The organism is Novosphingobium sp. BL-S-19 (assembly GCF_055521675.1).
The window spans coordinates 1,497,165-1,509,303 of sequence record NZ_CM145498.1 but is presented as its reverse complement, the minus strand read 5'-3'; the positions used below and the strand labels follow the sequence as shown (position 1 = coordinate 1,509,303).

Annotated in this window: 15 protein-coding genes and 1 pseudogene; 9 read left to right on the top strand and 7 right to left on the bottom strand. The window is 59.8% G+C overall.

Annotated elements, in window-relative coordinates:
- Window positions 1-98 precede the first annotated feature (98 nt).
- A complete protein-coding gene (locus ACZ1JV_RS15395) occupies window positions 99-305 on the bottom strand; it encodes a cold-shock protein (RefSeq protein WP_465152226.1) in 207 nt (68 codons plus the stop codon).
- A 303-nt stretch (window positions 306-608) separates the two neighbouring features.
- Here ACZ1JV_RS15395 and ACZ1JV_RS15390 point away from each other — a divergent pair, with 303 nt between their 5' ends.
- Window positions 609-839 carry a hypothetical protein gene (locus ACZ1JV_RS15390; protein ID WP_465152225.1) on the top strand — a complete coding sequence of 77 codons (231 nt, stop codon included), beginning with the start codon at window positions 609-611 and terminating at the stop codon, window positions 837-839.
- Window positions 840-1,602: 763 nt separating this feature from the next.
- Here ACZ1JV_RS15390 and ACZ1JV_RS15385 read toward each other — a convergent pair.
- Both ACZ1JV_RS15385 and ACZ1JV_RS15380 read right to left on the bottom strand, forming a co-directional pair.
- On the bottom strand, window positions 1,603-2,418 hold the full coding sequence (locus ACZ1JV_RS15385) for a hypothetical protein (protein WP_465152224.1): 816 nt from the start codon (window positions 2,416-2,418) through the stop codon (window positions 1,603-1,605).
- Between the two features lie 112 nt (window positions 2,419-2,530).
- Entirely contained in the window at window positions 2,531-3,067 is a 537-nt protein-coding gene (locus tag ACZ1JV_RS15380) for a DUF7079 family protein (RefSeq protein ID WP_465152223.1), read from the bottom strand.
- 267 nt (window positions 3,068-3,334) lie between these two features.
- Here ACZ1JV_RS15380 and ACZ1JV_RS15375 point away from each other — a divergent pair, with 267 nt between their 5' ends.
- Window positions 3,335-3,616 (top strand): hypothetical protein, encoded by a 282-nt coding sequence (locus ACZ1JV_RS15375; protein ID WP_465152222.1) that lies wholly within the window; start codon window positions 3,335-3,337, stop codon window positions 3,614-3,616.
- A gap of 34 nt (window positions 3,617-3,650) precedes the next feature.
- Here ACZ1JV_RS15375 and ACZ1JV_RS15370 read toward each other — a convergent pair whose 3' ends face one another.
- Window positions 3,651-3,893: a hypothetical protein gene (locus tag ACZ1JV_RS15370; RefSeq protein ID WP_465152662.1), complete on the bottom strand. Its 243-nt coding sequence runs from the start codon at window positions 3,891-3,893 to the stop codon at window positions 3,651-3,653.
- 289 nt (window positions 3,894-4,182) lie between these two features.
- Between ACZ1JV_RS15370 and ACZ1JV_RS15365 the strand changes: the two are divergent.
- Together ACZ1JV_RS15365 and ACZ1JV_RS15360 are read left to right on the top strand one after the other, a co-directional pair.
- A pseudogene (locus ACZ1JV_RS15365) lies at window positions 4,183-4,814 on the top strand (tyrosine-type recombinase/integrase).
- Between the two features lie 217 nt (window positions 4,815-5,031).
- On the top strand, window positions 5,032-5,871 hold the full coding sequence (locus ACZ1JV_RS15360) for a hypothetical protein (RefSeq protein ID WP_465152221.1): 840 nt from the start codon (window positions 5,032-5,034) through the stop codon (window positions 5,869-5,871).
- 249 nt (window positions 5,872-6,120) lie between these two features.
- Here ACZ1JV_RS15360 and ACZ1JV_RS15355 read toward each other — a convergent pair whose 3' ends face one another.
- Both ACZ1JV_RS15355 and infA read right to left on the bottom strand, forming a co-directional pair.
- The gene (locus ACZ1JV_RS15355; RefSeq protein ID WP_465152220.1) at window positions 6,121-6,267 is read right to left on the bottom strand and encodes a hypothetical protein; all 147 of its coding nucleotides are present in this window, start codon (window positions 6,265-6,267) and stop codon (window positions 6,121-6,123) included.
- Between the two features lie 32 nt (window positions 6,268-6,299).
- Window positions 6,300-6,569 carry a translation initiation factor IF-1 gene (gene infA, locus ACZ1JV_RS15350; RefSeq protein WP_465152219.1) on the bottom strand — a complete coding sequence of 90 codons (270 nt, stop codon included), beginning with the start codon at window positions 6,567-6,569 and terminating at the stop codon, window positions 6,300-6,302.
- 311 nt (window positions 6,570-6,880) lie between these two features.
- Between infA and ACZ1JV_RS15345 the strand changes: the two genes are divergently transcribed.
- The 4 genes from ACZ1JV_RS15345 to ACZ1JV_RS15330 all read left to right on the top strand — a co-directional run bounded on the left by ACZ1JV_RS15345 (window position 6,881) and on the right by ACZ1JV_RS15330 (window position 8,479).
- A complete protein-coding gene (locus tag ACZ1JV_RS15345) occupies window positions 6,881-7,054 on the top strand; it encodes a hypothetical protein (protein ID WP_465152218.1) in 174 nt (57 codons plus the stop codon).
- A gap of 313 nt (window positions 7,055-7,367) precedes the next feature.
- Entirely contained in the window at window positions 7,368-7,634 is a 267-nt protein-coding gene (locus tag ACZ1JV_RS15340; protein WP_465152217.1) for an antitoxin Xre/MbcA/ParS toxin-binding domain-containing protein, read from the top strand.
- Between the two features lie 360 nt (window positions 7,635-7,994).
- Window positions 7,995-8,201: a cold-shock protein gene (locus ACZ1JV_RS15335; RefSeq protein WP_465139686.1), complete on the top strand. Its 207-nt coding sequence runs from the start codon at window positions 7,995-7,997 to the stop codon at window positions 8,199-8,201.
- A gap of 68 nt (window positions 8,202-8,269) precedes the next feature.
- Entirely contained in the window at window positions 8,270-8,479 is a 210-nt protein-coding gene (locus tag ACZ1JV_RS15330; protein WP_465152216.1) for a hypothetical protein, read from the top strand.
- Window positions 8,480-8,662: 183 nt separating this feature from the next.
- On the opposite strand, the gene ACZ1JV_RS15325 is transcribed toward ACZ1JV_RS15330, so the two are convergent.
- The gene (locus ACZ1JV_RS15325; RefSeq protein ID WP_465152215.1) at window positions 8,663-10,165 is read right to left on the bottom strand and encodes a DUF1254 domain-containing protein; all 1,503 of its coding nucleotides are present in this window, start codon (window positions 10,163-10,165) and stop codon (window positions 8,663-8,665) included.
- A 382-nt stretch (window positions 10,166-10,547) separates the two neighbouring features.
- Here ACZ1JV_RS15325 and ACZ1JV_RS15320 point away from each other — a divergent pair, with 382 nt between their 5' ends.
- Window positions 10,548-12,047, top strand: a complete 1,500-nt coding sequence (locus ACZ1JV_RS15320; protein WP_465152214.1) for an arylsulfatase — start codon at window positions 10,548-10,550, stop codon at window positions 12,045-12,047.
- The last annotated feature ends 92 nt before the right edge of the window (window positions 12,048-12,139 follow it).

Here is a 12,139-nt window from a genome sequence, read left to right as displayed (position 1 = left end):
AACTCTACCTTTTCAGCGCGCTCTGCCTCATCGTTGCGGCAATCGCAGCTTACGATCGGCGAACCTTGGGAACAAGCGTTTGGCAGCCCCAACTTTAGCTAGGGCTGGTGGAGATCGACCGCAGAAATCTTCCCGTTTCGTGCAACCAGCACGGCATAACCGATGCGCTGGTTGAGCCTCAGACTCTCCAGACCGGCTGCCGCCACCGACTCGACGCGGACGAAGCAGTCTGCCCCGCCGTCATCGGGACTTATGAAACCGTAACCCTTTAATTCATTGATGAATGCGACCCTGCCTGTCGGCATGGTTAACTCTCCCCGATATCCCATCATCCAAAGGGTCTCACAGACTATCCCAAAGGGTCAATCTGCGCTTTCGCTTCGTTCCTTTCCGGGACTGTCCAACACGCCGAAATGCCGAATTACTGCCGTTTCTCGGCGTAGTCAGAGTTCTCTGTCCGGGCATGGGAAATGGTTAACCAACCGAACGCCACGGGCGTAATCGACCGCGATCACATGGGCGATTGTCTCGAAATTGACCCAGCACAACGCTAGGGACCCCCATCGCAGCAAGGGCGTTCAAACGACCGGCGCGATGGAGGAGCCTGAATGAACATCTACACGCTGAAGTTTCCGGGGGACGGGAATGCGGGCGCGTTGCGCCTCGACTTCGATGCGGAGGACGCCGCCGAAGCATTGGTGATGGCCCACCGCAAGGCATCGGATGTCAGAAGCGGACGAGCCGCAGAACTTTGGCAGGGAGCCCGCAAGCTCTGCACTATTCGGCACAGCGGGCCTTCTTCCAACGGCGGGCATTCGCCACGCTACCAGACGGCGTAATGCCCTAGCAACGCGGGCGATCAGCCACTCACGGTGCTTGCCGTCTAAAAGGACCGCCTCGGGGCGAGATGGTCCTTCCGTTTGGTTGCGACCCGGACAAAAAGGGGGGAGCCAAGCCGCGAGGCAGCCGCTGCCGCCATCGCCGGGCCGCTCGAGGAAAAAGGCGTCAGCACCGCGACCAAAGTGTCCCAGTCGCTCGGCCATGCGGCGACGGTTCAACTTAAGGCCGGCGAAGAATACCATGCGGGCGGACGTTACCTCAGAGCTTGGGCCGTTTCGGTGAAGGCAGCTGCAGACGAAGCAAGTGGACCCAAGCGGCACTGACGCCAAATCCGGCAGGCGTGGAGCGACCCTGCGCCATGTGACGCCGCCTGCAATAGATGTCGCAGGAGACGACAGTGTATCGGCCGCAGAATTCTGCCGATTTCGACAGGAACCGTTCAGGGGGAATGCTCTCGATAAGCCGCGCGGGACACGGCGCATATCGAAGGAGCATCCTAATATGATATCGATTTTTCTGAGAAGCCTGCGCTGCCGGTTCGACCGGCATCGCCCCGAGGCCGGAAAGGTCTTCTGGGACGGCCTTTGCTACGTCGGAAGGTGCAGGAATTGCCGTGCGGCAATCCGCCGGGCGAGCAAGACGCGCTGGCACCGGGACGCTCTGGGGAATGGCCCCGGCCTCGCGTGAGTTTGGGCTTGAGATTTAGCCTGAGACACGCCCCAAAACGCTATCCATCGTGAAGAGCGGTCCTGTGACGGCGCTTCAATGACGCTTTGTGACGAGGCGAATTTCTCCGCACAGACTGCATGTGGCTTTCCTGCGTTCGAAGCCGTTCGAACCTGCCAGCTCGCGCGCCGCATGGTCGGCGTTTTCAAGCGGCGAAAGGCCAAGCGTCTGGGTGATGCGGTCGTCGCAGACCGGCTCCGGCGAGAACCGGGTGACGAGCTTTTCGATGGAATGTAGTTCGGTGATGGCCCTGCCCCTCATAGTATCGTTATCATGTTCGCGAAGCGGGCCGGGTCGGCCAGCGGCAGGCAACGAACTCTTAGTGTTAGCGGCGGGGTAGCGCCTTTCAGGGCGCGGCCCCGCCGCAGAAATTTCAGCACCCTCAGTAAGGAATAGACCAGAGGCGGAAGGTTCCGGCGATTTGCCGTCCGTCGCCTCCACCTCACCTGAATCCGCCTCAGGCGCCCCGAACCCGGCAACATCGCTGGCTTGTTTGCCTGACTCCGCAGCCTCGGTTTCGGGCCCAGTTTCGGTGCCGCCCTCGATTTCGGGCCCGCCTACCGCTTCGCCTTCGGCTCCGGTCTCGTCTTCCGCCTCGCTCTCGTTCTCTGCCGGGCCTTCGCGTTCAAGAGCGGCGAAAGCCATTGCATGGGCCGCGACCGTGCCGACCCCGCAGCGCGCCGTGTAGTTGGATGGCGGGAAGGCCATCCAACGCGGCACCAAGCCCTCGCGCCGGGCACGCCCGCCCTTGCACTTGGCGATCATGCTCCCACGCATGGAAATGCGTACGCCGGGAGGGAGGATAACGGCATCGGCCCAGCCCTGTTCGAGATAGGCGAGATCCCATGGCAAAGTCTCATGGGGCCTCGGTGCCCTCCGCGTGGGATTAAGGGCGGTCAGCCCATCCGACGCGGGGCATAGAGCGCGGTCCCTCCCATGCGGGAGGCGCCAAATCAATCCTCGATCAGATCGGATCGTCCTTACGCCTCGTCGCCGCGAACGCTTCCACTTCCTCCGGCATTTCCAGCCTCCCGGGCACTTTCCTCTTGCCGACACTGCCGGCCTGGGCGGCCTGAGCGCGGCTACGCTCCAGTAATGGCAGGACACGGCTCCATTCCATGAGGACAGCTCTCTTCACGGGCAGCGCAGTCAAGTCCGCCAGCCGCCTCCCGAGATAGCCCCGGCGCTCCGCCTTCTCCATGATCGAACGCACTTCGCTTTCGCTCCAGCTCGTCCATTCGCCGGCAGGAGCAATCAGATTGGGCGCAAAGGCCGGCAAGACCTCTTCGACAAGGATGCGCTCAAGCTCTGGGATTTCGTAGGGCGCACGGGCCAGAAGGTCGGCAACCCGAACGATGTCGCCTAGCGAAAGCTCGGTATCGAGGAAAAGCTGACTGAGCGCTGTCCAGACCGGCAGCCTCTCATCAATGGGACTGCACAGGTTCATGACACAACCATGCCCGTATCCTGCTCCACACGCCAGCGCGATCTCGGCCCGCAATAACCTCGGCTAATCCCTTTGGCTCATTGCCCAAACTGCCAGGGGGTCCATGGTGACATTCTTCGGTGAAGGTGGAGGGCCAACTTCAGCGAAGAGAAAGGGGCTGGGGCGTGCGACCCGACCCAGCAACGGCGGCCGGCTTAATCTTACCCCTGGGCCCGCCGCCGGCCCTGACTTTCCCGGTCATATCGCCTCCGACAGTCGCATGACCACGCCGGATCGGCGACATCGCCTTGTGTTTCAGCCGTCTTTTGCAAGAATGCTGCGATGCACAATTCGACACGGTCAGCACTGACGCTGGGCTGCCCCCTCCTCTTTGCGGCGTGCGGCGCGATCGGCCGCTTCACCTTACAGATGGTGGAGACACGCTACCAGATCCTGACATTCTGCCTGCTGGCAGCACTCCTGGAATTGTCGGTTTCGTCGAGAGATCCTGCCCCCGCGGTCTGGCGGATCATGGTGAACTCCACTGCGGCGGCTGTAGCGATCATCGCCGTAAAATGGCACCTCGAGGGCATTTCGCCGCTATTGCTGCAGGTCCTGAGCTAACGCTAGGAAGATCGTTCCGCCCGGAAGGCCGTAATCAGCCCCCCGGACGGATGCAATTCGTCAGAAGTCGGTCCAGTAACCATCGTCCTGAGCCGAAACCCGCGACGCGACAGCCCGTAGAGGCGGCCCTGACCGACGAGACGACGCTGCAAGCGCCGACAACCTGCGGACGGAAGCCAGCAGAGCCGGCGCCGATCTTGAAGTCAGTTGCATGCTCGGAGAGCATGGAAATCTCGCTGGAAAGATTGCGCGCAGCGGCCGAGGTTTCTTCGACCATGGCCGTATTCTGCTGCGTGGACTGGTCCATGGCACCAATGGCTGCGCTGATTTCAATAGTCGCCGTCGATTGCGCCGTTATCCGCCGCCCTGGTGCGGAGCAGGCCGTGGACTTCGCCGAGATCGGCGGCGATGGCCTCGAGCGTCCGGTCATCCTCGGGAAGCAGGCTCAACTCAGATGGCAGCTATCTTGTTGGTGCCTGTCAGAACCACACAAACTGGAAGCGGCCAACGAAAGGTACTCCTCGATAGTTTTCCCTTCGGCCACCACCGGCCACAGGAGAAAATCGATGGGAATGTCTGAATATGATCCCCGCGCGGAAGCGCGCAAGGCGTGGAATGCTGGACGTAAGCTTGGCGCAAAACGGCCGCTGAAGCCCAAACAGGTTTGGGCGATCCGCTTCTTCTTGGATCAGCACGGACGCGTTCGGACCGCGCGTTGTTCGATCTCGCGATCGACAGTAAATTGCGAGGCTGCGATGTGGTTAAAATCAAGATCGGCGAGCTCGTCGTGGGCGGACAAATCCGAACACGGGCTATCGTAATCCAACAGAAAACGGGACGACCGGTCCAGTTCGAACTGACCGCCGATGCTCGCGGCAGCCTTGAGTTTTGGCTGGATCGTCGAGGCGGCACTCTTGACGATTTCGCGTTTCCAAGCCGCATAGATCACGCCGCCCATCTGAGCACACGGCAATATGCTCGCCTTGTCGACGAGTGGGTGACCCGCATCGGCCTTCGCCGCGAAGAATATGGTACGCACTCGCTGCGACGTACGAAGGCGTCGATCATCTACAAGGCGACGGGTAACCTGCGGGCGGTTCAGATCCTTCTTGGACACACGAAGATCGAAAACACTGTGCGCTATCTCGGCGTTGATGTGGAGGACGCCCTTGCCCTGGCAGAAGGTACGGAAATCTGAGCGACTGGCTCCTCGTCCTGACGAGGAGCCAGATCAACAGCGATCGCCTAAGTCAAAACGTGCAGCATCCTTTTCGGCGATTTCAAGCTGACGGTCGGCTTTGTAGCTGCGGTCGCCCCCCGCAAAGTTGAGTTACGGTACAGGTCGGATAAACATTCTTTTGAGATCAAACCGATCTGATTGATTGGATATGGAGAGCCACGCGATCAAAGTGTGCATGACCGCAATCGCCGGATTTGCGTCGGCGCTGGCAGCGCAAATCGCCCTCGCGCAGCCGCCGTCCGGGCTGGCCGATCTTATTGGGGCGCGGGCCGCAGGCGGTGAAACGCAAATGAAGGCACACGGCTACCAATTCGTGAAGGGTGAGAAAGGCGACGATCGAAGCTATACGACATGGTGGAATCCCGAAACGCGTCAGTGCGTCACGGTGGCGACGATGAACGGTCGCTATGATTCGATCGCCGAGACGTTGCCTGGCGATTGCGGACAAAGCGCTCGGCGCGCCGGTTCCGACGCACGCCATGATGATCTTGATCATGGCTATCATCCTGACATCGGTTATGGCGCATCATCGGGCGGACAGCGCCAGTCGCCAAGTTTCGTTGAGGATCGTGACCGCTATCAGGTGAACAACCGCTACGTCGACCTTGGCTTGGTATGTTTCGGTGACGGCCAGAGGGCCGGAGTATCCACCACGTATGGCTGGTCTTGGAACGCGCAGACCGACCGGTACGATTATGGTAATCGCACCGAGATGACGGGACAGCAGTTCGATGCCTCTTTGATGCTTCAGTTCTGGGAAGGCGGCGGTCGCATCCGGCTACCCAAGAAGCTGGTTCCGCCAATCAACAGTCGAGGCAATGACGGCTGGTGGGATCTCTATGATGTAGAAATGGGGCCTGACATCATCCGCGCAAAATACCGGCTGAATGGCCTAAACAAACCGTCGGTGACGATTGACCGCCGCAGCGGCCAGATCAGCGTCCAGGGGATGGCGCCTTACGCATTCCGTGGCACTTGTGACCTGATCGACGGTCGGGAGCATCGCCGTTTCTGAGGGGGCCCAACTGCCCATTTACAAAACCCCCGGTCGCGAGCGCCTCGTTTCAGGCACTCAATAGTCGGCTTCCCCTCCCCGTAAGCCGCCACAACCAGCCCGCCTCCTGATCCGAGTTGACCACACACATTCCAGGGCGATGACCTCGACCGAATTTGCTGCATCGGCCGGGGTTAAGACCGACCGATGAAGTGCCTGATCCCTTGTTCTGGCCCGCGTTAAAACCGGACCAGGGTCAAGAGGACGAGATCAGTCGACCATGGTGGCAACTAAGCGCCGAAGGTTGTCTCGGCTAAGAAGGCCGGACGATTTTTGGGCCAAAATGTCGCGCCCTATGAGCTGATGGTATGTGGCATTTTCAGGACGCTTCTGCGCGCCCGAGGTGATGATTTGCATGGTATCCTACGGTGCGGAATTTGTTCCGCCTTTTATCTTCTGAAACCGCCGCGCCGCTTGGGCGGCCCTCCGGCCTGTCCGGGCGTTCTCTCGCGAAATACGATCCGACCTTTGGTCAGATCGTAAGGCGTCATCTCGACATGCACACGGTCGCCGACCACTGACCGGATGCGGTATTTTCGCATCTTGCCTGCCGTGTAGGCGATAATCTTGTGCTCATTGTCGAGCATGACTGCGAAACGTCCATCGGGGAGGATTTCCTCGATGTAACCTTCCATCGTCAGCAATTCTTCCTTGGCCAATCCATGATGTCCCGAATACGAGCGCGCCGGCCGTCATGCATGCGCAAAACGGCGATCATGAAAGGCAAGCTAATGCTTGAGGAAAAGCCCGCATAATATGCAGGTGAGCGCTCGCCAAATACGACGCAGCGATGTTCATATACACGTAAAAATCGATTTTTCAACGGCTGAGCGAAATTTTAATATTTTCCCCGATTTCCGGAATACGCTCGCTGAATCACTGAAAATCGCGTATAAGAATTTTATTGTCGACAATTTTAGCACGTCGACGACTGAGAGACCGAGCGCGCTCCCGCAAAAGGAGAGGCCGCATGGATCTTAATCAGCTACTTTTTCATCATCAGGTTGCACTCATCGACTACGCTATGCGCGACAAAAGTGATGAGCACCGTGGGTCGCGTTTTGATCTGGTAAGACATTACGAGACGCGGATCGCGCGGCTGCGTCATGACATGGGTGTCCCGACATATCCGCGCTGGTCATGAATTGGCCACCGCCAAATTCCTCTGCGTGCCTTCGTTCCCGGCCGACTGGGGTGGCTCCATGCGGGCGGCTTTGGAGTCATAGGTCTAGAGCCGATCGATCTTTGCAGCGACGCAGTGAGATAGTCGGCCTTGCCTTCGCATTGCTTGGCGGTCGCTTAGCTGCGCGGAATTTTCTTTTCAGCCCCGGCCCCGATCTTGGGCAAACAATGCTTGAAACAGCCATCGCTTCTGAAATCGGTCAAATCCAGATCACCTCTCTGCTCTGGAAGTTCGCCGCGCACCGGATGCGGCCCTATCAATAAGGACACCGAAAGTGGACAACCAAGACAAGCCTGCCCCACCGGCGAGGCCGAAAGCGCGTTGGTCGGATAGTACAAAGCTGGCACCTGATGCGGCGAGGCGGCAAGGTCAGGTGACGAAGCTCGCGTTCGAAACTCTCGGTGGGCGAGACGCGGCTATTGCCTATCTCAACACCCCGTGCAGCACGTTGGGCGGCCGTCCGCTCGATCTTGCGATTGGGTCAGCCGATGGCCTGGACCGAGTGGGGCGCGCTCTTTCAAGCTTTAAGCGAGCAAGCTGATCGACCATCGAGTGTTGGGTCGCGTTTATCTGCGTCAAAATGCGGGATGCCGAGTTTTTGGAACCCTCATCGCAGTTGATCTCATTGAAATTGATCGCCTGTGATTAGACGTATGTTTGAACGGGATTTATGGTTTTGCGCATCATATCGATGCGATATTTTGGATCAAAGTCGTAAAGATATCTCGAATATACCTATCTAATTTTCTCTCATGCGCGTAGAAGGGATGGGCTGACACGTCGCCTGCGACGGATATCGGGCCGCCAAGGCTCCCCTTTGTCCCTTACTAGCCTCACGAAGCCGGGATGCGCCAACGTTGGCGCATGCCCGTCATACCTGTATTGGGCAAAGGATTCCCAGATGATTACCGGCACCGTCAAGTTCTTCAACGCCGACAAGGGCTATGGCTTCATCGCTCCAGAAGATGGCAGCGGCGACGCTTTTGTTCACATCAGCGCCGTTGAACGTGCAGGGATGAGCACCCTCACCAAGGACCAGCGTGTTTCTTACGAACTCGAAACGGATCCTCGCGGCAAGACCTCGGCAGTGAACCTCCAGTCGGCCTGATCCAGCATGACCGGCGGGCCCTTTCCAAGGCCCGCCGATTTTAGCCATCAATGCCGGGAGTATTCGAGATGTCATCGCTAACATTCTATCGTGAACAAGCCGAATTCCAGATGATTGCGGCCGATGCAGCAAGCTTGCCGCAAGTACGAGGTCGCTGCCTGAGCGCGGCTTCCGCATGGACAGAACTGGCTGACCGTGCTCAGAGACTTGAAGAAGCCCGCAAGGTGAAGGCCGCGCAAGAGCAACTTCGCCTTAGCGAATTGGCTGGGATGAATTGAGCAGGAACGGCTTTGGGCCTTCGAAATCTCTAACGGCAGCCTGCTTGGCCAGGCATCTGCGCGAACTGGGGCAAACCGGGATCGTCGTCCTGCCAGTTGGCTGACCCCAAGATCGGCCCGTTGATGGCGTATTTGACGCCGCCACAGAGGCAGCTTCCTCTGATTTCTGACATCTTTTACCTCTCAGCGAATACGTTCGACGTTTGGCAGAACATAGCTTCCGCTAAGTATCGCCTCGTTTGGTACGTAAGTGCGCAATAGCAAGGCGAACTGGTCATCGGGAGCGGGGAGCCAATTCGCCCTGCCCTCCGCATCGGCGGGCTCCTCATGCGACAACACCAGCGTCAGCGACCCATCGGCGCCGAACGCCAATTCGTTTGCGTCCAGGTTCACGGTGCCGATGTTGTGCCGCCCGTTGGGGCTGGCGGGCATCATGAAATAGTCGCGATCGTACATGGTCAGGGACCAGAAGCCGCCTTTGGCCGTATCGATCGGCGGCAGTTGCCCTTTCTCGAAGCGCATCGTGTAGCGGTAGCGGCCTTGCAGCAGCGCCCCTTCGGCATCCGTTCCGCGGATCAGGTAGACCGCTTCGCGGTAGTGGTTGACATAGATGTAGATCACCGCCGCCAGTGCCCGCCCGTACCAGTCTGTACCCCAGTCGCCGCCATTTTCCTGCCGCTGCCAGCCATTACCGGCATCGGTGCCCACCTGATCGTACCGCGCCCCCTCGTAGAGTTCGGCATCGGCGGTCAGCGCAGCGCGGTCCAACAGCGCTTTCCAGCGTGGATCGCTCTGGCGCAATCCTAAGAGGGTCCGCGCCTGATCCGCCATGGCTGTATCGTTCAGGCCAACCTTGGGATTAGCGTCCAGAGCCTTTTCCAGATCGTCCCAGAAGCTCGCACCGTGGACCGGGCGGATACGCAGCAGATCCGGGTCAGCCGCCAGCATCTCAGCGGTCAGCCCAGCGGGGTAGACCTTGTTACGCGCGCTTGCCTCACAATCGAACTTGCGCCGGCCCGGCGCATCCGCACTTAGCGGATAAGCCCCCATCTGGTTGAGCACCGCCCGCGCCCTGGCCTTACCCTCCGGCGTGTGCGCGGCAAAGCTGCGCGCCATGGCCACGCCGATGTTCGTAGGGGAGCGCAGTACATCCACGAACCCTTCGGGTGTACTGCCCTGCCAATCGGGCCCCACCCACAGGTACTTGCCCGCCGGCGTCGCCGATGCGGAGCCCAGTTGGTGCGTCACCGTGGTGAAGGCATCGACGATCTGGATCGTCCAGTAATGGCCTTGGGGAACATCGTCCGGCGTCTGGATGACCACCGGCTCATCGCCCAGATCGGCGAAGCAGGCACCGTAGATCGTATCGTTATTGGGCGTTACCACTTTGCGCTGGGCAGCGGGCAGGTAGTCGTCGACATAGCCCATCCAGTTCTTGGGACAGCCGGGAAACAGCCCCATCGCCATTCCGGGCCCGTGCCCTTCCATAAGCGCCCAAGTGCTGGTCCGCCCCACCGTGTTCACCAGTGGATGACCCCAGACATAGACCACGCGGGCCAGCGCTTCGATATAGTGCTCGCTGGTCAGGCTGGCGGGCACGCCGGCACCGTTGGCCAGCCCAGGATTGGCCGGCGTGAACTGGCGGACGAGGTATGGCGTCTTTGAACGGGGCGAGGTGTCGACCATGACGGAAATCTCCTGGCAGTCGCTCGCCGGAACCTACCCGCCTTCATTCGAACCAATCATTGGGATCAACCCGCAAAACGGGGCAAAATGTCGTGTAGGAGACAGGCAAATGCACAAGCCTGCCCCGTGCTGATAGCCAGACGGCAAGGTGACAAACTCCGGGTGAGGAAAGCCAAGGACTGCGCTTCCCGATATCCAGCGATGTTTGCGTTTCTCGTCACGGCAACGCCTGGGCCGTGAGCACGCTTCTCGAACCGCAGCCTTCCCGGCAATGACAATCCAAAGCCTCACCATGGGGAGACGCCTCCATCCGGCCGGAGGTTTTACCCGATGTTTTTCGGGTCGGCAGCGAGGGAAACAAGGCCGAACGCAGGAGAATGTGATGGCCGCTGATTCCACCCGTCCGAACATCGTCGCGATCATGATCGATGACATGGCTCCCATGGACCTATCCGCCTACCACCGCGGCCTCGGCGCCGTGAGCACGCCCAACATGGACCGTCTGGCCCGAGATGGCATGATGGTTTCCGACTACTACGCGCAGCCCAGTTGTACCGCCGGGCGCGCGGCTTTCCTGACGGGTCAGTATCCGATCCGTACCGGTCTCACCTCGGTCGGTCAGCCCGGTGCCAAAGTCGGCCTTCAGGACGGAGACGTGACGCTGGCCGCGCTGCTCAAGGATCTGGGCTATGCCACGGCCCTGTTCGGCAAGAGCCACGTGGGCGATCGCAACGAATTCCTGCCCACGGTCCACGGCTTCGATGAGTTTCGCGGCTTTCTCTATCGCCTCAACATGATGGAGATGCCCGAGCAGCCTGATTTTCCCAAAGACCCGAATTTTGCCGGCCGCCCGCGCAACATGATCCACGCCCGCGCGAGCGATAACGACGATCCGACGGAAGATCCGCGCTGGGGCCGTGTCGGCAAGCAGACGATCGAGGATCTTGGCCCCCTCACCACCGATCGGATGGGCACGATCGATGACGAATTCACCGATGCTTCAATCGAATATATCAAGGCGCAGAAGGGGGCCGGAAATCCGTTCTTCCTCTGGTACTGCCCATCCCGAATGCACCAGCAAATCCACGTGTCACCCGAATGGCTCGGCAAGAGCGGGCATACCCCCTATTTCGATGCGGTGCTGCAGCTCGACAGTCTGGTGGGCAAGCTGCTCGATACCCTCGACGCGGAAGGGCTGGCGGATAACACTATCGTGCTGCTGACTTCCGATAATGGGATCAATCTGGCGCACTGGCCAATGGCCGGCACCGCATCGTTCCGCGGCGAGAAAGGAACGACGTGGGATGGCGGCTTCCGCGTTCCCATGCTGATCCGCTGGCCGGGCAAGATCGCGGCGAACAGCTGGACCGGCGAGTTCATGACCAGCGAGGATTGGGTGCCGACTTTGCTGGCCGCCGTGGGCGAGCCGGATGTGAAGGAGCAACTCGTCGCGGGCAAGAGCATCGGCGGGACCGACTACAAGGTTCATCTGGATGGCTACAACCAGATCGACATGCTGACCAAGCCCGATGGCAAATCGCAACGCCGCGAATTCTTCTTCTTCGCGGAAACCGAACCGACCGCAGTGCGCATCGACGATTGGAAGATCCACATCGCGATCAAGGACAAGTGGCTCGACGCAGCAACCAAGATTCCGGGCGGCCTGGTGATCGACATCAAGGCCGATCCGTTCGAACGCAGCCCTGATACCGGCGGGCAGTTCCTCTGGATGAAAGAGAAGAGCTGGATCATGCCCGAACTGACCGAACCCATCGCCCGGTTCGTACAGAGCTTGCATGACTTCCCGCCATCGCAGAAGGGAACCGGCATCGGCATGGCCGCGGTTCTTGCGGGGATGAAGGAACAAGCGCCAACCGACTGAAGACGCGCAAGAGCGGGGCTCTGGCCAAGGCCAAGCCCCGCCGTCAGGTCAGGTCGAAATCTAAAAAGCAAAGCGTGGTCCGTTCATCCTGA